The 20,245-nt window shown below is 69.2% G+C and carries 19 protein-coding genes; 14 read left to right on the top strand and 5 right to left on the bottom strand.

The window, feature by feature from the left end:
* The first annotated feature begins 13 nt into the window (after nucleotides 1–13).
* The 3 genes from FDA38_RS16690 to FDA38_RS16680 are packed head-to-tail and all read left to right on the top strand — an operon-like array spanning nucleotide 14 to nucleotide 2,452.
* On the top strand, nucleotides 14–733 hold the full coding sequence (locus FDA38_RS16690) for an ABC transporter ATP-binding protein (RefSeq protein WP_233714760.1): 720 nt from the start codon (nucleotides 14–16) through the stop codon (nucleotides 731–733).
* A complete protein-coding gene (locus FDA38_RS16685) occupies nucleotides 730–1,506 on the top strand; it encodes an ABC transporter permease (protein ID WP_137254929.1) in 777 nt (258 codons plus the stop codon). Before FDA38_RS16690 ends, FDA38_RS16685 begins: the two co-directional genes overlap by 4 nt.
* 19 nt (nucleotides 1,507–1,525) lie before the next feature.
* Nucleotides 1,526–2,452, top strand: coding sequence for a COX15/CtaA family protein (locus FDA38_RS16680; protein WP_137254928.1), 927 nt, complete (start codon nucleotides 1,526–1,528; stop codon nucleotides 2,450–2,452).
* A 29-nt stretch (nucleotides 2,453–2,481) separates the two neighbouring features.
* Here FDA38_RS16680 and FDA38_RS16675 read toward each other — a convergent pair whose 3' ends face one another.
* Nucleotides 2,482–3,576: a ScyD/ScyE family protein gene (locus FDA38_RS16675; RefSeq protein ID WP_170989754.1), complete on the bottom strand. Its 1,095-nt coding sequence runs from the start codon at nucleotides 3,574–3,576 to the stop codon at nucleotides 2,482–2,484.
* 119 nt (nucleotides 3,577–3,695) lie between these two features.
* On the bottom strand, nucleotides 3,696–4,610 hold the full coding sequence (locus tag FDA38_RS16670) for a heme o synthase (protein WP_233714806.1): 915 nt from the start codon (nucleotides 4,608–4,610) through the stop codon (nucleotides 3,696–3,698).
* A 260-nt stretch (nucleotides 4,611–4,870) separates the two neighbouring features.
* Here FDA38_RS16670 and tkt point away from each other — a divergent pair, with 260 nt between their 5' ends.
* The 8 genes from tkt to FDA38_RS16630 are packed head-to-tail and all read left to right on the top strand — an operon-like array spanning nucleotide 4,871 to nucleotide 14,590.
* A complete protein-coding gene (gene tkt, locus FDA38_RS16665; protein ID WP_137254926.1) occupies nucleotides 4,871–7,066 on the top strand; it encodes a transketolase in 2,196 nt (731 codons plus the stop codon).
* Between the two features lie 42 nt (nucleotides 7,067–7,108).
* A complete protein-coding gene (gene tal, locus FDA38_RS16660) occupies nucleotides 7,109–8,218 on the top strand; it encodes a transaldolase (RefSeq protein ID WP_137254925.1) in 1,110 nt (369 codons plus the stop codon).
* The gene (locus FDA38_RS16655) at nucleotides 8,215–9,798 is read left to right on the top strand and encodes a glucose-6-phosphate isomerase (protein ID WP_137254924.1); all 1,584 of its coding nucleotides are present in this window, start codon (nucleotides 8,215–8,217) and stop codon (nucleotides 9,796–9,798) included. The genes tal and FDA38_RS16655 overlap by 4 nt, the downstream gene beginning before the upstream one ends.
* A gap of 19 nt (nucleotides 9,799–9,817) precedes the next feature.
* Nucleotides 9,818–11,377: a glucose-6-phosphate dehydrogenase gene (gene zwf, locus FDA38_RS16650; protein WP_137254923.1), complete on the top strand. Its 1,560-nt coding sequence runs from the start codon at nucleotides 9,818–9,820 to the stop codon at nucleotides 11,375–11,377.
* Nucleotides 11,374–12,501, top strand: coding sequence for a glucose-6-phosphate dehydrogenase assembly protein OpcA (locus tag FDA38_RS16645; protein ID WP_137254922.1), 1,128 nt, complete (start codon nucleotides 11,374–11,376; stop codon nucleotides 12,499–12,501). Before zwf ends, FDA38_RS16645 begins: the two co-directional genes overlap by 4 nt.
* Nucleotides 12,498–13,217: a 6-phosphogluconolactonase gene (pgl, locus tag FDA38_RS16640; protein WP_137254921.1), complete on the top strand. Its 720-nt coding sequence runs from the start codon at nucleotides 12,498–12,500 to the stop codon at nucleotides 13,215–13,217. Before FDA38_RS16645 ends, pgl begins: the two co-directional genes overlap by 4 nt.
* A gap of 40 nt (nucleotides 13,218–13,257) precedes the next feature.
* A complete protein-coding gene (locus FDA38_RS16635) occupies nucleotides 13,258–14,073 on the top strand; it encodes an isocitrate lyase/PEP mutase family protein (protein WP_137254920.1) in 816 nt (271 codons plus the stop codon).
* On the top strand, nucleotides 14,063–14,590 hold the full coding sequence (locus FDA38_RS16630) for a hypothetical protein (RefSeq protein ID WP_137254919.1): 528 nt from the start codon (nucleotides 14,063–14,065) through the stop codon (nucleotides 14,588–14,590). The genes FDA38_RS16635 and FDA38_RS16630 overlap by 11 nt, the downstream gene beginning before the upstream one ends.
* Here the strand turns inward: FDA38_RS16630 and FDA38_RS16625 are convergent.
* Complete coding sequence (locus tag FDA38_RS16625; RefSeq protein ID WP_137254918.1) at nucleotides 14,549–15,184, bottom strand: NADPH-dependent F420 reductase; 636 nt, start codon at nucleotides 15,182–15,184, stop codon at nucleotides 14,549–14,551. The genes FDA38_RS16630 and FDA38_RS16625 overlap by 42 nt on opposite strands.
* 53 nt (nucleotides 15,185–15,237) lie before the next feature.
* Here FDA38_RS16625 and FDA38_RS16620 point away from each other — a divergent pair, with 53 nt between their 5' ends.
* Nucleotides 15,238–15,672, top strand: a complete 435-nt coding sequence (locus FDA38_RS16620) for a VOC family protein (protein WP_137254917.1) — start codon at nucleotides 15,238–15,240, stop codon at nucleotides 15,670–15,672.
* Here FDA38_RS16620 and FDA38_RS16615 read toward each other — a convergent pair.
* Entirely contained in the window at nucleotides 15,669–17,327 is a 1,659-nt protein-coding gene (locus FDA38_RS16615) for an HNH endonuclease signature motif containing protein (RefSeq protein ID WP_137254916.1), read from the bottom strand. The genes FDA38_RS16620 and FDA38_RS16615 overlap by 4 nt on opposite strands.
* 471 nt (nucleotides 17,328–17,798) lie before the next feature.
* On the opposite strand from FDA38_RS16615, the gene FDA38_RS16610 reads away from it, so the two are divergent.
* Nucleotides 17,799–18,137 (top strand): winged helix-turn-helix transcriptional regulator, encoded by a 339-nt coding sequence (locus FDA38_RS16610; protein ID WP_233714759.1) that lies wholly within the window; start codon nucleotides 17,799–17,801, stop codon nucleotides 18,135–18,137.
* 49 nt (nucleotides 18,138–18,186) lie between these two features.
* Complete coding sequence (locus FDA38_RS16605) at nucleotides 18,187–18,594, top strand: SRPBCC family protein (protein ID WP_137254915.1); 408 nt, start codon at nucleotides 18,187–18,189, stop codon at nucleotides 18,592–18,594.
* Here FDA38_RS16605 and FDA38_RS16600 read toward each other — a convergent pair.
* Nucleotides 18,584–20,179 carry an AAA family ATPase gene (locus FDA38_RS16600; protein WP_137254914.1) on the bottom strand — a complete coding sequence of 532 codons (1,596 nt, stop codon included), beginning with the start codon at nucleotides 20,177–20,179 and terminating at the stop codon, nucleotides 18,584–18,586. The two genes, FDA38_RS16605 and FDA38_RS16600, sit on opposite strands and share 11 nt — an antisense overlap.
* Nucleotides 20,180–20,245: the final 66 nt, after the last annotated feature.

Genomic DNA, 20,245 nt, shown 5'->3' with positions numbered 1-20,245 from the left:
TATGCTGCCGTTTGTGCCAGTCGCGGTAGAGATCGACAACCTCGTCGTGCGGTACGGCGAGAAGACCGCGGTCGACGGTCTCAGTCTCACCGTAGCCGCCGGCACGGTGACGGCCGTGCTCGGCCCGAACGGCGCCGGCAAGACCACGACCGTGGAGAGCTGTGAGGGATTCCGCCGGCCTGACTCCGGCCAGGTCCGCGTGCTCGGGCTGGACCCGATCGCGGACCACGACGAGCTGATGCCGCGGATCGGCGTGATGCTCCAGGAGGGCGGCGCCTGGTCCGGCGTACGGGCGGTCGAGATGCTCAAGTACGTCGCGACGCTGCACACCCACCCGCTCGACATCCCGGCCCTGGTGGAGCGTCTCGACCTGGGCAGCTGCGGGCGTACGCCGTACCGCCGCCTGTCGGGTGGTCAGAAGCAGCGGCTGTCGTTCGCGCTGGCGATCGTGGGGCGGCCGGAGATCGCGTTCCTCGACGAGCCGACGACCGGGCTGGACCCGCACGGCCGGCGCGAGATCTGGCAGGTGATCCGCGACCTGCGCAAAGACGGCGTCACCGTCGTACTCACCACGCACGCGATGGACGAGGCCGAGCAGCTGTCCGACCAGGTCCACGTGGTGTCGGCCGGCAAGGTGATCGCCTCCGGCACCCCCGACGACCTGACCGAGCACCACAAGAAGTCCCTCGAGGACGTCTTCCTCGAGCTGACCGCCAAGCCGGAGCGCTCATGAGCACCTACGCACCGCAGCCGGGAAGTGCGCCGTGGCCGCGGAAGGTGCTCGCGCACTCGCGGATGGAGTTCAAGCTGCTCGTCCGCAACGGCGAGCAACTGCTGCTGGCGCTCGTGATCCCGCTCGGCATCCTGCTGCTGCTCGGCGCGACCGGCCTGGGCGACCGCCTGCCGCTCGGCGACGGCCGGCCGATCGACCAGGCCGTCCCTCGCGTCCTCGCCCTGGCCATCCTCTCGTCGTCGTTCACCTCGCTCGCCATCGCAACCGGCTTCGAACGCAGGTACGGCGTGATCAAGCGCCTCGGCGCCTCCCCGCTCTCCCGTACCGGACTGCTCGCCGGCAAGATCGGTGCCGTCCTGATCGTCCAGCTGATCCAGCTCGCTGTCCTGATCGGCACCGGCTTCGCGCTCGGCTGGAAACCAGTAGGCGGAGCCGAAGCGGTCATCGGCGTCATCCTCACCGTCCTGTGCGGCACCGCAGCCTTCGCATCACTCGGTCTGCTGATGGCCGGAGTACTGCGGGCAGAGGCGACGCTGGCCGCCGCGAACCTGCTGTACCTCTTGCTGCTCGTCGGCGGGGCGATCATGACACCCGTCAACGAGTACCCGTCCGGCATGCAGAGCGTCGTACGCCTGCTGCCCAGTGCCGCCCTGGCCAACGGGCTGGCGAACTCGACCGTCGAAGGGGTGATCCCTTGGGCGGCCGCTTTGTCGCTGGCGCTGTGGGCCGGCGTGCTCGGATACCTGGTCTCCCGGACCTTCCGCTGGGACTGAGCTTTAGAGTGTCCCGGTGATGACGACGGAGCCCCCGCCTCGAGAAGCCGAACCAGTCAGCCGTTTCTGGCGCCTCGTGCCCGAACCGAGCCTGGACGTGGTTCGCCGCTGGGGCTGGGCTTCGGTTGCGGTGAACATCGGCATCGTGGTGACCGGCGGTCTGGTCCGTCTGACCGGCTCCGGCCTCGGCTGCCCGACGTGGCCGTCGTGTACGGACGATTCGTACGTGCCCCATGCCGCGCTCGGCTATCACGGCGCGATCGAGTTCACGAACCGGATGCTCGGGTTCGTGGTCGGTGTGGTCGCGATCTGCACCTGGCTGGTCGTGATGCGCTACCGCCCGGTCCGCCACGACCTCCGCCGGCTGGCGACGGCCGCGGCCCTCGGCGTACCGCTGCAGGCAGTCATCGGCGGTATCAGCGTGCTGACCGGGCTGAACCCGTGGATCGTCTCGGCGCACTTCCTCGTCTCGCCGATCATCATCACGCTGACGGTGTCGATGATGCGCCGGTCGCGGACCAGCCCGTACCCGCACACTCCCCCGGTGGTCCGCGCGCTCGCGACCGCTTGTGTGGTGGCGGTCTGGCTAACTGTTGCCCTAGGCACCGTTGTCACCGGCGCCGGTCCGCACTCGGGTGATCCGGAGACCGGGCGCAACGGCTTCGACCCCGAACTGGTCAGTCAGCTCCATGCGGACGTCGTGTTCGGGCTGCTCGGCATCACGATCGCGCTGGTGATCGCGACCCGGGTCACCGCGACCTCACGCACGTTGCGCAAGCTGGCGGCCTGGCTGCTGGCCATCGAGCTGCTGCAGGGCGTTGTCGGCTTCACGCAGTACTTCACCGGGCTGCCGTGGGGTGTCGTGCTCGTGCACATGTTCCTGGCCGGACTGCTGATCGCGCTGGTCACGGCCGTGTACGGCGAGCGCGGGACGCCCGCAACCTGAAACGGGCGTCCCGCCGTACTCGTCCTACTTCAGTAGCGCACCTTGTAGACGGCGCCTGGGCCGAAGACCGGTGCGGAGACGTACAAGCCGCCCCATCGGTCGAAGGCTGTGCCGCCGGGGAGGTTCAGCTGGCCGCGGACCAGTTCCCTCTTGTAGCCGGCCTTGTGGTTCTTGCCGGGGTACTGCAGGTAGAGCGAGCCGATGGTCGAGCCACCGGACTCGAACGCGAGCCAACTGTCCCGCGCCAACTGGACGACCGCGAGCGTGCCGTGCGGACCGCCGGCCAGGTCGACGATCGACGTGTAACCGTCGGCGTACCGCTGGCAGTTGCCCTTGTTCGGCTTGACCGGGTCACACACCGCGCCCACCGAGCCCGGCCTGATCCGCCAGATCTCCGACGTACCGGGTGTTGCCGGGAAGCCGCGGAGCTCGCCGACGTAGTAGTAACCGTCAGAACCCACGGTGACCGACGTGGCCACTGCTTCGGCGACGAACGGCGTACCTGCCGGCGGAGCCTCGTTACCGAGACCGGCCGGGACCTTGACCGTGCGTGGCTTCAGCCGCGCGACCGTCTTGACGTGACCGTTCGGCCACACCCTCAGCAGATCGTTGTTGGCGGCATCGGACACCAGGACCGTGCCGTCGCTCAGGGCCGCGACGCCGAACGGGTTGGACTCCGTCGGTGAGTCGGCCTGGTTGTACGGGTCCGGGTCGTGCGCCTGGTACGCCGCGATGTCCGCGACCTTGACCGGCGTCTTCCCGTACCGCATCCGGTACAGCGTCGAACTGCCCGGCACCGGTGGCTGGCCCGGTTCGCCGCCCGCACCGGTCAGTGCGTACGTCGTACCCCACTTGTTCGTGTCGATCGCGGGCGGGAACCCGCCCGTGCCCGGCACCTTGCCGAGCTTCACGGACTTGCGGCCGTTCGTCACGTACACCGACCCGTCGGTCACGCTGTAGATGACCAGGTTCTTGTACGTCGATACGCCGCGCGGACCGTTCAACCCGGTCGCGATCGGCTTCAGACTGGAATGGTTGCCGCCGGCGTCGGCCTGGCCGGCGACCAGGACGGATCCGGCCAACGCAACTGCCGCGAGTGCGGCAACACGTGTTCGTACCCCCATGCGATTCCCCCTGCTGCAGCGCCTCCCCAGGTGTGGAACCCCCTCCACAGACCACCCCATCGCAACATGAGGTCACGAAATGGTCAACGGGAGAACTCCGAGCGCCCGGCGGGCGACGCTCAGTGCAGGAGCGGATCGATGGCCGCGGCGATGAACAGCAGCGCGAGGTAGATATTCGAGAAGTGGAAGAGCCGCATCGGCCGCAGGGCCGCGCCTTCCGCACCGGTGTGGGCCCGGAGCAACAACCGGCGGGCCTCACGCAGGAACACGAATCCGAGCACGATCGAGGCCAGCGGATACACGTACCCGGTGTCGGCGATCGGCCAGAGCGCGAGTGAGGTGATCACCATGACAACGGAGTACGCCATGATCTGCCGCGCGGTCGCGACCGGGGTGGCGACCACCGGCAGCATCGGCACGTCCACCGACGCGTAGTCCTCGCGGTAGCGCATCGCCAGCGACCAGGTGTGCGGCGGCGTCCAGAAGAACACCACCAGGAACAGCACGACCGGGGTCCAGGCCAGCTTGCCGGTGACCGCGGTCCAGCCGATCAGGGTCGGGAAGCAGCCCGCGATACCGCCCCAGACGATGTTCTGCACGGTCCGGCGCTTCAGCACCATCGTGTAGCCGAAGACGTAGAACAGGTTCGCCGCGAGCGCGAGGCCGGACGACAGCCAGTTCACGAAGAACCCGAGCTCCAGCGTGGCCAGCCCACCGAGCACGACACCGAAGATCGTCGCCGAGCGCGGGCTGACCGCGTGCCGCGGCAGCGGGCGGCGCCGGGTCCGGCGCATCTGCTCGTCGATGTCGCGGTCGAGCACGCAGTTGATCGTGTTCGCGCTGCCGGAGGCGAGGATGCCGCCGATCAGGGTGGCCACGACGACCTCGAGCCCGGGCACTCCCCCGGCGGCCAGGAACATCACCGGCACGGTGGTGATCAGCAGCAGCTCGATGATGCGCGGCTTGGTCAGACCGACGTACGCCTTCACCACGTCGCGCACCGACGGACTCACCACAGCGGTAGCGTCCACCAGCGGCGTCGGGTACGACGTCGTCGCGGCTGGACGCGGGTCGACGGCCGTCACGAACACCTCGAAAACAGTGGGTTGACGCCGAGCCTCCGGCGCTGACGATTCAGCAGTCTACGACGCCCCGTAGGAGGGTTCTCGCACCCCCCTCCGATCCGGGGAGTCCGCCCGGGAACAGGGGGAGTCACCAGATGGTTGACAAGCAGTTGAGCAATGTGCAGCGGACAGCCTTCATCACAGTAGGCTCTGCGTGAGATACCTAGAAGATGACCATCGAGAGGAGCGCCGTCGGCGTGACGGAGAAGACCAGCCCCAAGCTTGAATGGACCGAGCTCGACCAGCGCGCGGTCGACACCGTCAGGGTGCTCGCGATGGACGCGGTGGAGAAGGTCGGCAACGGCCACCCCGGTACGGCGATGAGCCTCGCGCCGGCGGCGTACCTGCTGTTCCAGAAGGTGATGCGGCACAACCCGGCCGACCCGCACTGGGCCGGCCGCGACCGGTTCGTGCTGTCCGCGGGGCACTCCAGCCTGACGCTGTACATCCAGCTCTACCTGGCCGGCTTCGGCCTCGAGCTGGACGACCTGAAGGCGCTGCGGACGTGGGGCAGCAAGACGCCGGGCCACCCGGAGTACTCGCACACCCCCGGTGTCGAGACCACCACCGGTCCGCTCGGCCAGGGCGTCGGCAACGCGGTCGGGATGGCGATGGCGGCCCGCCGCGAGCGCGGCCTGCTCGACCCGGACGCGCCGAAGGGCGAGGGTCTGTTCGACCACCAGATCTACGTGATCGCATCGGACGGCGACCTGGAGGAAGGCGTCTCGGCCGAGGCCTCGTCGCTGGCCGGGCACCAGCAGCTCGGCAACCTCACGGTCATCTACGACGCGAACAAGATCTCGATCGAGGACGACACCAACATCGCCTTCTCCGAGGACGTCGCGGCCCGCTACGCGGCGTACGGCTGGCACGTCCAGGACGTCGACTGGACCAACGGCGGCAAGGGCTACGAAGAGGACGTCCAGGCGCTGTACGACGCCATCGAGGCGGCGAGGGCGGTCACCGACAAGCCGAGCTTCATCCGGCTGCACACGATCATCGGCTGGCCGGCCCCGAACAAGCAGAACACCGGCAAGATCCACGGCTCGGCGCTCGGCGCCGACGAGGTGGCCGCGACCAAGAAGGTCCTCGGCTGGGACCCGGAGCAGTCGTTCCAGGTCGCCCACGACGTCCTCGCGCACACCCGCGAGGCGCAGGACCGCGGCAAGGCCCTCGAGGCCGAGTGGAGCGGCAGGTTCGACGAGTGGAAGGCCGCGAACCCGGAGCGCGCCGCGCTGCTGGACCGGCTCTCCAAGCGCGAGCTGCCGCCCGGCTGGAAGGACGCGCTGCCGAGCTGGGACGCCGACGCCAAGGGTGTCGCCACCCGCGCCGCCTCCGGTGACGTGCTGACCAAGCTGTCGCCGGAGCTGCCCGAGCTGTGGGGCGGCTCGGCCGACCTGGCCGGTTCGAACAACACCACCCCGAAGGGCCAGCCGTCGTTCATCCCGGCGGAGCACGCCACCAAGGAGTTCCAGGGCAACGAGTACGGCCGGGTGCTGCACTTCGGCATCCGCGAGCACGCCATGGGCTCGGTGCTGAACGGCATCGCCCTGCACGGCCTGACCCGCCCGTACGGCGGAACGTTCCTGGTCTTCTCCGACTACATGCGCCCGGCGGTCCGGCTGGCCGCGCTGATGAAGCTGCCGGTGACGTACGTCTGGACGCACGACTCGATCGGCCTCGGCGAGGACGGCCCGACGCACCAGCCGATCGAGCACCTGTCGGCGCTGCGGGCGATCCCGGGCCTGGACGTCGTCCGCCCCGGTGACGCGAACGAGACGGCGGCCGCGTGGGCCACGATCCTCGAGCACACCGACCGACCGGCCGGCCTCGTGCTGACCCGGCAGAACGTGCCGACGTTCCCGCGTGGCACGGACGGATACGCCACCACGGAGAACGTGCACAAGGGCGCCTACGTGCTGCTCGACACGGACGGTACGCCGGACGTCGTGCTGATCGGCACCGGCTCGGAGGTCCAGCTCGCCGTCGAGGCGCGGGCCAAGCTGGCCGAGGAGGGCGTCAACGCCCGCGTGGTCTCGATGGTCTCGCGCGAGTGGTTCGACGAGCAGGACGACGCGTACCGCGAGTCGGTCATCCCGGCCGACGTCCGGGCCCGGGTCTCGGTCGAGGCCGGGATCGCGCTGAGCTGGCACGACATCGTCGGCGACGCCGGCCGCAGCGTGAGCCTGGAGCACTACGGCGCCTCCGCGGCGTACCAGACGCTGTACGACGAGTTCGGCATCACCGCCGACGCGGTCGTGCAGGCGGCCAAGGACAGCATCGCTGCCGCCGCACAGATCAGCGGACCGGGCGTGCCGCCCGGCCGCGCCGCCGCCGGACCGGTCGGACCGGCCGACGCCAGCTGAAGAAACCCACAACAGAACACTTCGGAAGAAGGCATCGGACACATGAACGATCGCTTGAAAGCACTCGCCGACGCGGGTGTCTCCATCTGGCTCGACGACCTGTCCCGCGAGCGGCTGACCAGCGGCAGCCTGCAGGCCCTGATCGAGGACAAGCACGTGGTCGGTGTGACCACGAACCCGACCATCTTCGCCAAGGCCATCTCGGACGCCGACGCGTACGCCGAGAAGGTCGCCCACCTGGCCTCCCAGGGCGTCTCCACCGACGAGGCGATCCGGGTCATCACCACCGACGACGTCCGCGACGCCGCCGACGTGTTCAAGCCGGCGTACGACGACTCCGAGGGCCAGGACGGCCGGGTGTCGATCGAGGTCGAGCCGACGCTCGCGCACGACACCGCGAAGACCGTCGAGCAGGCCAAGCTGCTGTGGGACATCGTCGGCCGGGACAACGTCTTCGTGAAGATCCCCGCCACCAAGGAAGGCCTGCCGGCGATCACCGAGACGCTGGCCGCCGGGATCAGCGTGAACGTGACGCTGATCTTCTCCCTCGAGCGCTACAAGGCGGTCGTGGCCGCGTTCCTGTCCGGCCTCGAGCAGGCCGTCGAGAACGGCCACGACGTGACCAAGATGGCCAGCGTCGCGTCGTTCTTCGTCAGCCGGGTGGACACCGAGGTGGACAAGCGGCTGGACGCGATCGGCACCGACGAGGCGAAGGCGCTGAAGGGCAAGGCCGCGATCGCCAACGCCCGGCTCGCCTTCGAGGCGTACGAGGAGATCTTCGACACCGACCGCTGGCGCGAGCTCGAGACCGCCGGCGCCAAGCCGCAGCGGCCGCTGTGGGCCTCCACCGGCACCAAGGACCCGTCGTACTCCCCCACCCTGTACGTCGACAACCTGGTCACCAAGGGTGTCGTCAACACGATGCCTGAGGCAACCATCAAGGCGGTCGAGGAGCACAGCGAATTCTCCGGCGACACCGTCCGCGGCGACTACGACGCCGACCGCAAGGTGATCGCCGACCTGGAGAAGCTCGGCATCTCGTACGACGAGGTCGTACAGGTGCTCGAGGACGAGGGCGTGGCGAAGTTCGACGCCTCCTGGTCCGAGCTGCAGGACACCGTCACCGCGGCCCTGAAGGGCGCGGCCAAGTGAGCGCTCCGAAGGTCAGCACACAGAACGGCGACTGGGCCGAGGTCGTCGACAAGCTGGTCGCCGAGAAGATCGCGTCCCGGATCGCCGCGAAGGACGCGACGATCTGGGGCCCGGACGCCGAGCACGAGGCGTCGATCCGGCTCGGCTGGGTCGACCTGCACGACACCTCCCGGCCGCTGCTGGCCGAGATCGAGGCCCTGCAGGCGGACCTGCGGTCCGAGGGCCTGGACCGGATCGTCCTGTCCGGCATGGGCGGCTCGTCGCTCGCGCCCGAGGTCATCACGCGGACGGCGGGCGTCGAGCTCGTCGTACTGGACTCGACCGACCCGAGCGTGGTCGCGCGGGCGCTGGCCGGTGACCTCTCGAAGACCGTGATCGTCGTGTCCAGCAAGTCCGGCGGGACGGTCGAGACCGACAGCCACCGGCGTACGTTCGTCAAGGCGTTCGAGGACGCGGGGATCGACGCCGCGTCGCGGGTCGTGGTGGTGACCGACCCGGGTTCGCCGTTCGAGAAGCTGTCGGCGGACGAGGGCTACCGGAAGACGTTCCTCGCCGACCCGAACGTGGGCGGCCGGTACAGCGCGTTGACGGCGTTCGGCCTGGTGCCGTCCGGTCTGGCCGGCGCGGACATCGCCGAGTTGCTCGACCAGGCGGCCGAGGCGGCGCCTGAGTTGCAGGCGGACTCGACCGACAACCCGGCTCTGTGGCTGGGCGCTGTGCTCGCGGCGAGCGCGGGCCGGGACAAGGCGATCATCACGGCCGACGGGTCCGACATCGTCGGCTTCCCGGACTGGGCCGAGCAGCTGATCGCGGAGAGCACCGGCAAGCTCGGCACCGGCGTACTGCCGGTCGCCGTCGAGGTCGGTGCGCCGGAACTGCACAGCGAGGCTGCTGACCTGACCAACGCCTTGCTCGCCGAGAAGGCGACCAGCGGTGTGCCGACTGCGCTGACCTCGGGCTCGCTCGGCGGTCAGATGCTGCTCTGGGAGACGGCGACGGCGGTGGCCGGCTACCTGCTCGGCATCAACCCGTTCGACCAGCCGGACGTGGAGAGCGCCAAGGCCGCCGCGCGTGGTCTGCTCGACGCGCAGCCGAAGCCGGAGGCGGCCGCCTTCACCGAGGGCGCTGTCGAGGTTCGTGGCTCCGAAGGACTGCTGGACGGTGTGGTCTCGCTGCAGGGTGCGGTCGACGCGCTGCTGGGCAAGCTCGACGCGAAGGGCTACGTCGCAGTCATGGCGTACCTGGACTCCGAGCGGGACGCGGACCTGTTCGGCGTACGGCCGGCGCTGGCGACCAAGACCGGTCGTCCGGTGACCTTCGGCTGGGGACCGCGGTTCCTGCACTCGACCGGTCAGTACCACAAGGGCGGCCACCCGGAGGGCGTGTACCTGCAGATCACCGGCGCACACGCGACCGACGTGGAGATCCCGGATCGGCCGTTCAGTTTCGGTACGTTGATCACGGCGCAGGCCGCCGGCGACGCCGGAGTACTCGCGGAGCGCGGGCGCCCGGTACTGCGTCTGCACCTGACCGACGTGTCGAACGGCGTACAGCAGCTCCTGGCTCTGTTCGCGAACTAGTACGGGGAGGAAGCGGGCCATGACCGCTGAGCTCGACGAAGGGCCGGGCGACGTCACGCCGTACCGGAACCCGCTGCGGGATCCGCAGGACCGGCGGCTGCCGCGGATCGCGGGGCCGTGCAGCCTGGTGATCTTCGGCGTCACCGGCGACCTGGCCCGCAAGAAGCTGATGCCGGCGGTCTACGACCTGGCGAACCGGGGGCTGCTGCCCCCCGGTTTCGCCCTGGTCGGGTTCGCCCGGCGTGACTACACCAACCAGGACTTCGCCCAGATCGTGCACGACTCGGTGAAGGAGCACGCCCGGACGCCGTTCCGCGAGGAGGTCTGGCAGCAGCTCTCCGAGGGCTTCCGGTTCGTGCCGGGTGACCTGACCGACGACGTGGCGTTCGAGCGGCTGCGCGAGACGGTCGACGAGCTGGACGTCACCCGCGGTACGGGCGGCAACCACGCGTTCTACCTGTCGATCCCGCCGGGGCTGTTCCCGGAGGTCGTGCGGCAGCTGTCCGAGCACGGGCTGACCGACGAGAAGCCCGGCTCGTGGCGGCGGGTCGTGATCGAGAAGCCGTTCGGCCACGACCTGAAGAGCGCCCGCGAGCTGAACCGCGTGGTCGAGTCGGTGTTCCCGCCCGAGGCGGTGTTCCGGATCGACCACTACCTGGGCAAGGAGACGGTCCAGAACATCCTGGCGCTGCGGTTCGCGAACGAGATGTTCGAGCCGATCTGGAACAGCAACTACGTCGACCACGTGCAGATCACCATGGCCGAGGACATCGGCATCGGCGGCCGCGCCGGGTACTACGACGGCATCGGCGCCGCCCGCGACGTGATCCAGAACCACCTGCTCCAGCTGCTCGCGCTGGTCGCGATGGAGGAGCCGGTCAGCTTCGACGCCTGGTCGCTGCGCCAGGAGAAGAAGAAGGTGCTGAACGCCGTACAGCTGCCGGAGCGGCTTGACCTACACAGTGCCCGCGGTCAGTACGCGGCCGGCTGGGCCGGTGGCGTGAAGGTCAAGGGATACCTGCAGGAGGACGGCATTCCTTCGACGTCGGCGACGGAGACGTTCGCGGCGTTGCGGGTGGATGTCGACACGCGCCGGTGGGCGGGCGTCCCGTTCTACCTGCGCACCGGTAAGCGGCTCGGTCGGCGGGTGACCGAGGTCGCGGTGATGTTCAAGCGCGCGCCGCACCTGCCGTTCACCAAGACCGAGACCGAAGAGCTCGGCCAGAACGCGCTGGTCCTGCGGATCCAGCCGGACGAAGGCATCACCATCCGCTTCGGCGCCAAGGTGCCCGGGACGACGATGGAGATCCGCGACGTGAACATGGACTTCCAGTACGGCGGTTCGTTCACCGAGTCGTCCCCGGAGGCGTACGAGCGGCTGATCCTCGACGTACTGCTCGGCGATCCGCCGCTGTTCCCACAGCACACCGAGGTCGAGCTGGGCTGGAAGATCCTCGACCCGGTGCTCGACTACTGGGCCCGCCACGGCAAGCCGGAGCAGTACCCGTCCGGTGACTGGGGTCCGGACTCGGCGCACGAGATGCTCGCCCGCGACGGACGTGCCTGGAGGCGGCCATGATCATCGACCTGACCGACACCACGTCGAGCGAGATCGCCTCGGCGCTGCTGAAGGCCCGTCGGCACGCGGGATCGCCGGCCATGGGCATGGTCGGCACGATCGTGGTCGTCGTCGACGAGGCGTCGCACCACGACGCGATGAAGGCCGCGAACGAGGCCGGCCGCGAACACCCGTCCCGGGTCCTGGTCGCGATCCTGCGGCCCGGCCGGGGCGCGAGCGGGCTGGACGCCGAAGTACGCGTCGGCGAGGGCATCCCCGGTGAGGCCGTGCTGCTGCGGCTGCACGGTGAGCTGGCGAAGGTGCCGGAGTCCGTGATCACGCCGCTGCTGCTGCCCGACTCCCCCGTCATCGTGTGGTGGCCGGGTGGCGGCCCGAAGGTCCCGGCCGACGATCCGCTCGGGCGGCTCGGTCGGCGTCGCGTGACGGATGCTGCTGCGACGCGGAGGGCCTCGGTGGACTTCAGTGCGCGGGCCGAGGGGTACAAGCCGGGTGACACCGACTTCGCGTGGACGCGGTTGACGCCGTGGCGTGCGCTGATGGCGGCTGCGCTGGATCAGTACCCGACGAAGGTGACCGGGGCCGAGGTCGCGGCCGCCAAGGGGAACCCGAGCGCCGACCTGATGGCTGCGTGGTTGCAGTCGCGGCTCAAGGTGCCGGTGGAGCAGCGGAATTCGCGCGGGCCGGGCGTGACCGCCGTACGGCTGTTCACGCCGTCGGGGGCGATCGCGTTGACGCGGCCGGATGGTGCGGTGGCGACGTTCAGCGTGCCGGGGCAGCCGGATCGGCCGGTGGCGTTGAAGCGGCGTACGACGTCGGAGTTGCTGAGCGAGGAACTGCGGCGGCTCGATCCGGATGACGTGTACGCGAAGACGCTGGCCTGCAAGGTCGAGCGGGACCAGCTGCCGGCGGCCGAGAAGAAGGTCGACGCGACGGCCCGGAAGTCGACGGCGGCGAGTGTGACCGCGGCCGGCAAGAAGGTCGTGGCTGCGCAGAAGAAGGCCGCCGAGAAGCCGGCAGCGGCGAAGAAGGCGGCTGCTCAGAAGGTTACGGCCAAGAAGACCGCGGCCAAGAAGACTGCGCCGGGGAAGAAGGCGGCGGCGAAGAGGACGGCGGCTAAGCGATGACTGTGGATCCGGAACTGCTGATTCATTCCGATGCCGAGGACCTGGCGTTCTCGGTGGCCGGCAGGTTCATCACGGCGCTCGCCGACGCCCAGAGCACCGGCGGGATCGCGCACGTCGTCCTCACCGGCGGCAGGGTGGCGTCGGTTGTGTACCAGGCGGTCGCAGAGTCGCCAGCACGCGTGGAGGTCGACTGGCAGCGGGTCGAGTTCTGGTGGGGTGACGAACGGTTCCTGCCCGAAGGCGACCCCGAGCGCAACGAGACGCAGGCTCGGGACGCGTTGCTGTCCGCCCTGGACGTCGACCCGGCGCGCGTGCATCCGATGCCCACGGACACCGGGCAAGGCGCCGAAGCGGCGGCAGCGGCGTACGCGTCCGAGCTGGAGGCCGCGGGCTCGCCGACGTTCGACGTACTGATGCTCGGCGTCGGTCCCGACGGGCATGTGGCGTCGCTGTTCCCGGGGTTTCCGCAGCTCGAGGTCATCGACGTCGCAGCGGTCGCCGTGCACGACTCGCCGAAGCCGCCGCCGACCCGGGTGTCGCTGACCTTCCCGCTCCTCGACCGGACCCGTGAGGTCTGGTTCGTGGTCTCCGGTGAGGACAAGGCCGATGCGGTCGCGACGGCTCTCGCCGAGGGCGACGTACCCGCCGCCCACCCGAAGGGCCAGAACCGCACGCTGTGGTTGCTGGACGAGGCGGCTGCCTCCAAGCTGTCGTAGTTCGGCGGGTGCCGAAGCGTCGGGGTGACAGACTCGGGGCATGACTTTCCGCGAGTTGCATGCCGATCGTTTCGTGATGCCGAATGCCTGGGATGCCGGGAGTGCGGTGATCCTTGCGGCTGCTGGCTTTCCGGCGATCGCGACGACCAGTGCGGGGATCGCGTTCTCGATGGCGAAGGGCGATCACACGTTGCCCGACGGCGCGCCGGCGGTGTCGCGGGAGGCGATGTTCGAGCGGGTCCGGGAGATCGCGGCGGCGAGCGCCGTACCGGTGAACGGGGATCTCGAGGACGGGTACGGCGCTGAGCCGGCGCGGGTCGCGGACACGATCACGCTGGCCCGCGAGGCCGGGCTGGCGGGCGGGAACATCGAGGACTACGACGGGCGGGAGCTGTACGACGTCGAGCTCGCAGTCGAGCGGATCGTCGCGGCGCGGGAGGCCGCGGGGTCCGAGTTCGTGCTGACGGCGCGGACGGACGGGCAGTTGCTGCGTACGCCGACGTCGCTGGCGGACTCGATCGATCGCGCCAACCGTTTCCGTGCGGCGGGCGCCGACTGTCTGTACGTTCCGGGCGTGAACGATCTGGACGCGATCCGCCTGCTGGTGCAGGAGATCGACGGGCCGCTGAACGTGGTGATCGGCCTCGGTACGTCGACGCTGACCGTCGCCGATCTGCAGGGCGTCGGGGTGACGCGGATCAGCCTGGGCGGCAGCATCGCCCGGGCCGCGCTCGGGTTCGTCCGCCGGAGCGCGGAGGAGCTGGCGACGAAGGGCACGATCACGTTCGCCGCCGACCAGATCCCACAGGCTGACCTGAACCTGCTTTTCGCGCGATCATCCAAGGGTGAGCACTAGAGCGGTGGCGACGGCCCACAGCATCGTGGGCTTCACCACCTGCGCCTGCCTGCTCATCTTCTACGCCACTGGCGAGCCCTTCGGCAGCATCAACGACGTCGGCAACGCGGCGCTCGGCATCCTCAGCCTCGTCTTGGCCTGGCTTGTCCATCCATCCAGGGTGTTGGTGGGGGTTGCCGCGGTCGGGACCGTGCTGACGATCGTGGGCACGGTGCTGGTAATGAGCGGCATCACCGGGTACTACCTCGCCGGTTTGTGGTCGAGCGCGGGGTTCGCGCTCATCGGGGTCTGGCTGGTTGGAAGCGCCCGTCAGGTGGGTCGGACGGGGCTGGTTGCGGGGGTGGTGATGTTGCTCGGGCTCATCGGCGTACCGGGCATCTTCCTGGGGATCGACGACCTGGACACCGCGCCGGTGTGGACCTTCGTGGCCGGCGCCAGCTGGGCCGGGACGTACCTGCTGTTCCCGGCCTGGAGCCTACGACTCGCCCGGCAGGACCGCGCCGAAAGCGTCGCCTAGCGACGGGAACATCCCGCGCACATCTCCCCCGCCGACCCAGATCCCGATCGCCAGCGCAGCCGTTGCCTCCAGCAACTTTGCGCGCACCAGCCCGCCCGCCGCGACCGGCACGCCCCCGATGTCCCGCACCAACCCGGCGACCACGTCCACCGCTTCGTCACCACAGATCGGCACCCCGAGCCCGCTCGGCGGATTGCGCCAGACCGCGTCCGCCGCGAGGTTGAACGCCTTCACGACATTCACCCCCGGAACAGCCCGCGCGATCGCCTCGGCCGTCGCCGGCTGCGCGAGCGTGAAATCCCTGTGATCCAAGGCATTCGTGCAATCAATCACCGTCCGTCCCGCCGCCACCAAGCCCGCCACCTCCACCGCAACCTCAGCCGGCACCGCAAGCAACACCACCTCCCCGTACTCCGCCGCCTCCACCAACGACCCCGCCTCCACCCGCGACCCACCCGCGGCGGCGATCCGCTTGGCCGCCTCCACGGCGCGGTCGCGATCGCGGCCGCCGATCATGACCTCGTGGCCGGCCTTGACCCACTGGCCGGCGAGCGCCTCGGCCATGAGTCCGTTGCCCAGTGTTCCTATTCGCATGGGTACGAACGTAGACAGTCCGATGCGCACCTTCCGGTGTCTATGCTGGGCGGATGTCGTCCGTGAAGCAGTTCCAGGTCACCTTCGATTGCGCCGATCCGGAGCGCGTCGCTCGCTTCTGGTGCGAGGTGCTCGGGTACGTCGTACCGCCGCCGCCGAAGGGTTTCGAGAGCTGGACCGAGTTCGACCAATCGCTCCCGGCTGAGAATCAGGGTGCGGCATTCGCCTGTGTCGATCCGACCGGTGTCGGCCCGCGGTTGTTCTTCCAGCGCGTCCCCGAGGGCAAGGTCGTGAAGAACCGGGTGCATCTCGACGTACGGGTCGGCACCGGCCTCGTGCGTGAGGAACGGCTGGCAGTCCTCGAGGCCGAATGCGTCCGGCTGGAAGCCCTCGGCGCGGTACGCGGGCAGCTGCTGCGCTACGACGGCGTCAACGAGTCGTGCCAGAACATGCAAGACATCGAGGGCAACGAGTTCTGTCTCGACTAGGGCGTGTCTGCTCGTTCGTTGCGGACTGGAATGCTTGATCGTGGGCTGCCGGTGGGCGCGGTCGGGGTCTCGGCCCATGGATCAAACCGCTGGTCGCAGGAGGACGTGATCCGACCCGAGGTCGGCGGCTCGGTCTGGGGCGTGGGGTCCTCACCCCAGATGGCGCGGTACGTCGCCTCCCGGACCGACGCAGTCGTCGTCGGCTCAGGCGGTGTCGTCGTTGCATTGCGCTCCGGCCGCTCCGGCCAACTGCTTGTCGAGTGGGGCAGTGCAGGCGCGAGTGGGTCGGATGGCGCGTGCGCTGGACCGGACCGGGAACCAGGCCGTATTGCATCCGATGGGAAACCAGGTCGTGCGGCGTTGGGCGGTGCGTCGGCCCAGGCGGGGCGGCTCACGTCGACTACACCTGCTGTGATGGTGATGGTCCAGTGGCCGTTGTGGAGGTCGGTGTGGTGTCGGCGACAGAGCAGAGCGAGGTTCTCGATGTTGGTCTCGCCGCCCTCGATCCAGGACTTCACATGGTGGGCGTCGCACATGATCGGCGGAGCGCCGCAGACCACACAGCCCTTGTCGCGGGCGTTCAAGGCGCGGCGCATCGCCCGGGTGACCAGTCGCTCCGACCGGCCGACGTCGAGCGGCTCGGAGTTCGAGCCGAGCACGAGCGGGAGGATCCTTGCGTCACAGGCCAGCCGACGGATGGTCGCCGCGGACAGTCCATCGCCGTACACGAGTTGGCCGGTGGCGTTGGCGGTCGCGGCCCTGAGGTCGTGGAAGTCGATGGTGACGGTGATGTTCGCCTTCGCCCCGAAACCAGGTGTCCATCCATCCTTGCCGGCGTCGGCGGCCGGGGCACCGGCATCCCGCGTTGACGGAGGGTCGTTTGCCGGGCGGGTTTGGCAGCCCGCGTCGGTGGCAGCTGCGGCGATGGTCAAAGCGCTGCTGAGGGCGTCGGCCTGGCGCTTGTCGCGTGGACGGGGGTCGAGCTCGCCGTCGATTGTCTTGTGGGGGCGGGCGCCGGCGTGGATCAGGCTTCGGAGGAGTTCGGCGTTCTCGTTGGCGAGGTAGCCGCGAAACTTCACTCTGTTCTCCGCAGGAGCCAGTGTCAAGGACTCTCGGGCGTAGGCCTTGTGTTCATCCGGCTCGGGGCCGTCAGAGTCCAGTAGGTCACAGATCTGCTTGGCGGTCGCGCGGAGCTCGTCTGGCGAAAGGTGCGCGGCCAGGCCCACCAACTGCTTCTCCGCGACATCGAGGTCTTCGACCGGCACCCTCGAGCGCACCCGCTCCAGGGCGGACACGATCGCCGCGGCCTGCGCCGGACGCAACAACCACCCGCGGTCGGCAGGTCCCGCGTCGGCAAGGCCCGGAGCTGGAGTGCCCTCAACCAGCGCGGCGGAGACATCACGGTACTTCGGCAGGGCCCGCGCGAGCTTGACGTCACGGTAGGCGCCGCGACGGTTCTGGCGGTGCCGGAGGGTCAGCAGCTCGACGGCGTCCCGGGCTCCGAGCTCCTCGGCATAGCCGGTCTCGTCGATGCGTGCGACAAGTTGCAGCCGATAGATCTCCTTCCGGGCGATATCGGCATCCACGGCGTCGAGAGCGGCCAGCAGTTCGCCGCCACTCATCGACCACGCCGGCCGCTCGTCCAGAAGGTCCATGCCACTGACGATATACACCCCCACCGACAGTTCTCAAACCCACAAGCCCTTGTATTCAAGGGATTCCAGTTATCCACAGCCGCTTGGCCTGTAGATGTTGCTTGAGGCAACTTCTAGCCGAGTGGGTGCCGACGAAGGCAATACCGGTGGTCGTGGCTCGGGGTTCCGCAACCTCCTCGCCGGCGGGTTGTGTGAGCGCTGACGTGTTCCAGTGCCTCATCAAGAACGTTGTGGCCACAACTGGCACATCCCCGCCACCACCAGCGGATGCCCTCGCGCGTTGGGGGTTATTCGCTCCCGTACCAACCCAGAACCCCAACACCAGCGGACAACCCCACCTCCACACGCCCTCACTATGGCGCAGGCGTCGTCATGGCCAGCATCGTCTTGTTCTGGCTGCGGTGATGCCCTCAGACACAGCCCAGCCGATACGCACCATCCGGTGTGCATCGACCGACGCACAATGGTCGGGTGGAGCCGAGATTCTTCTCCGACTGTCAGGCGCGGGTCGCCGCCGAGCTGATCAGCGGGCGGTGGCCGATGGTCGTGCTGTATTCGCTCTCGTACGGCGCCGCCCGTCCCGGTGATCTGCGTCGGCAGATCGGCGGCATCAGCCAGAAGGTCCTCACCGGGACCCTCCGCCGCCTCGAACACAACGGCCTGGTCGAACGCCAGCGGTACGCCGAGGCGCCGCCGCGGGTCGAGTACTCGCTGACGACCGCGGGCAAGGACCTGCTGGTGCCGATCCGCGCGCTGGGCGACTGGGCCGAGGTTTACGCCGACCGGCTGCCGACCGAAAGCAAACCGTAAACGCCTCCAGGCACAGTGATCGAGTCATCCAAACCTGGAGGTTCTGATCATGTTCACGTTGCAGCAGGTCGTCGACGCCCCGCCCGCCGAGGTCGTCCGCGCGTTCACCGAGGCTGAGCCGTTCGCAGCCTGGTTCCTCGCCGAAGGCTTCACCACGCCGTCCGACCGGGTCACGCTCGACGTCCGTCCGGGCGGACTGATCTCGGCCGTCTTCGTCGGCGAGGGTGATGTCGAGGTCCCGTTCACGCTCCGGTACGGCGAGCTGGACCTGCCGAACCACCTGGTCCTGTACTTCGACGAGCCCGCCGAGGAGATCACCGTCGACCTGTCAGGGCTGCCTGACGGGAAGACCCAGCTCGACTACCGCAGCGTCGGCCTCACGGACGAGCAGGAAGGTCCGATCAAGCCCGGCGTCGCCACCATGCTCAACCACCTCGCGACCTACTTCACCCGATAAGCCCCTTGTACACCCCAGGCATCGGCCCCGGCTGAGCCACGAACCCAGCGCCTGCTCCGGGCGGAGCCACCCCCGGCTCGGCGCCCGAGCCGGCGAGCCCAGGCACCGGTCCCGCTGCGGATCCCGCTGCCGCCCCCGATCCTGCCCCCGTGCCGGGCGCCGTGCCGGGCGCCGTGCCGGGCGCCGCGCCGGGCCCGGTGTGGTTGTCGTGCGGCTTGCCGCCCGTTGCGCCGAGTAGGCGGCGGGTGAGGGTGTCGCGGGACGACAGCAGCTCCGCGACCGCGGCCCGGAGGTGATCCGCCGACGGCGTCTCCCCCGCCTCCGCCGCAAGCAGCACCGTCCGTCGTACCAGCTCCTTCATGAAGGACGCGGTCGTGCCCTCCGTCTGCTGCACCACCTCGTCGACCACCTCGGGCGAGAGATTGAGCCCAGGCCCGTAGAGCCTCAGCAACCGCCCGCGCCCGTCGGCATCCGGCAGCGGCACCTCGACAGCCATATCCACCCGCCCAGGCCGCTGCATCAGTGCCGGCTCCAGCAGATCCGCCCGGTTCGTGGTCAGCAGGAACGCCACATCCGCGTCTTGCGCCAACCCGTCCATCTCGTTCAGCACCTGGAACAGCAGCGGATTCTCGGAGCCGTGCGAGTAGTCCCGCGCCTCCGCCACCAGATCGCAGTCCTCGAGTACGACGAGCGCCGGCTGCAGCATCCGAGCCAGCGCACACGCCTGCGAGATGAAATGAATGCTCGTCCCCGCCAGCAGCACGACCGTGAACTCCGGCAACTGCGACAGGACATACCGTATGGTATGGGTCTTCCCGGTCCCGGGCGGCCCGTACAGCAGCACACCCCGCCGCAGGTGCTGATCCGCCGCCAGCAGCGTCTCCCGATGCGCCGCGATCCCGACGACCTCCCGCTCGATCCGCTCGAGCACGCCCTCCGGCAGTACGACGTCCGCCCGCGTGATCCCCGGCCGCGGATGCAACCGGAACGGCCCGACGCCCTGCCCGAACTCGTGCCCCTCGAACGACACCACCTTGCCCCGGAACACGTTGTGCTCCCGGATCAACCCCGGCAACGCCCCCAGAAACCGATCGCCGGCAGCCTTCTCCACCGCAAGGATCTCGAGATCCACGCTCGAACGCCCGTACTGCGGATTCGCCGCCCGCAACAGCGCCACGAACCGGTCCTCGCCCTGCACCCCGAGGTAGAACCCGAACGCGACGCAGTCCATCTCCTCGTCGACGTCGATCTGCAGCCGCTGGTAGTCCACCGCCCCGATCCCGAACCGGTCGTACTCCGACAGCTCCAGCAGCTCCCCCAGCGAGTGATGGCCCCGGTTCGACCCCGCCAGCCCGAGCACCTCGAACGAGTCGAACCACGCCTCGATCGCCCGCTGCACGTTCGGCAGGTCGTACGGCGGGAAGCTCGACGACACCACCGGCACCTGCTCGGGGTCCACGCCGAGATGCTCCCGGAGCCGGTCCCGCAGGCTCTCGCGAGTGGTCCGCTGCCCGCCGGCCTGCATCCGCTCCAGGAACCGCGTGAACAGCCGCGCGAACTCGTCGACGTCACTCTCGTCCGGCATCCGTCGTACCTCCTCGTTCTGGACCTATCCGGAGGGTCCTCCGTAACGGCGGATAGGATCTTCACC

It is taken from the genome of Kribbella jiaozuonensis (assembly GCF_005233875.1).
Classification (GTDB): domain Bacteria; phylum Actinomycetota; class Actinomycetes; order Propionibacteriales; family Kribbellaceae; genus Kribbella; species Kribbella jiaozuonensis.
This window is presented reverse-complemented; position numbering and strand designations above follow the sequence as displayed.

What these genes read in the sequence shown, in the direction of transcription:
- FDA38_RS16635 (WP_137254920.1), top strand. Translation starts at nt 13,258, where the DNA reads ATGACTTTCCGCGAGTTGCATGCCGATCGTTTCGTGATGCCGAATGCC.
- pgl (WP_137254921.1), top strand. Translation starts at nt 12,498, where the DNA reads ATGACTGTGGATCCGGAACTGCTGATTCATTCCGATGCCGAGGACCTG.
- FDA38_RS16615 (WP_137254916.1), bottom strand. Translation starts at nt 17,327, where the DNA reads ATGGACCTTCTGGACGAGCGGCCGGCGTGGTCGATGAGTGGCGGCGAA.
- tal (WP_137254925.1), top strand. Translation starts at nt 7,109, where the DNA reads ATGAACGATCGCTTGAAAGCACTCGCCGACGCGGGTGTCTCCATCTGG.
- FDA38_RS16600 (WP_137254914.1), bottom strand. Translation starts at nt 20,179, where the DNA reads ATGCCGGACGAGAGTGACGTCGACGAGTTCGCGCGGCTGTTCACGCGG.
- FDA38_RS16680 (WP_137254928.1), top strand. Translation starts at nt 1,526, where the DNA reads ATGACGACGGAGCCCCCGCCTCGAGAAGCCGAACCAGTCAGCCGTTTC.
- FDA38_RS16675 (WP_170989754.1), bottom strand. Translation starts at nt 3,576, where the DNA reads ATGGGGGTACGAACACGTGTTGCCGCACTCGCGGCAGTTGCGTTGGCC.
- FDA38_RS16685 (WP_137254929.1), top strand. Translation starts at nt 730, where the DNA reads ATGAGCACCTACGCACCGCAGCCGGGAAGTGCGCCGTGGCCGCGGAAG.
- zwf (WP_137254923.1), top strand. Translation starts at nt 9,818, where the DNA reads ATGACCGCTGAGCTCGACGAAGGGCCGGGCGACGTCACGCCGTACCGG.
- FDA38_RS16620 (WP_137254917.1), top strand. Translation starts at nt 15,238, where the DNA reads ATGTCGTCCGTGAAGCAGTTCCAGGTCACCTTCGATTGCGCCGATCCG.
- tkt (WP_137254926.1), top strand. Translation starts at nt 4,871, where the DNA reads ATGACCATCGAGAGGAGCGCCGTCGGCGTGACGGAGAAGACCAGCCCC.
- FDA38_RS16645 (WP_137254922.1), top strand. Translation starts at nt 11,374, where the DNA reads ATGATCATCGACCTGACCGACACCACGTCGAGCGAGATCGCCTCGGCG.
- FDA38_RS16625 (WP_137254918.1), bottom strand. Translation starts at nt 15,184, where the DNA reads ATGCGAATAGGAACACTGGGCAACGGACTCATGGCCGAGGCGCTCGCC.
- FDA38_RS16605 (WP_137254915.1), top strand. Translation starts at nt 18,187, where the DNA reads ATGTTCACGTTGCAGCAGGTCGTCGACGCCCCGCCCGCCGAGGTCGTC.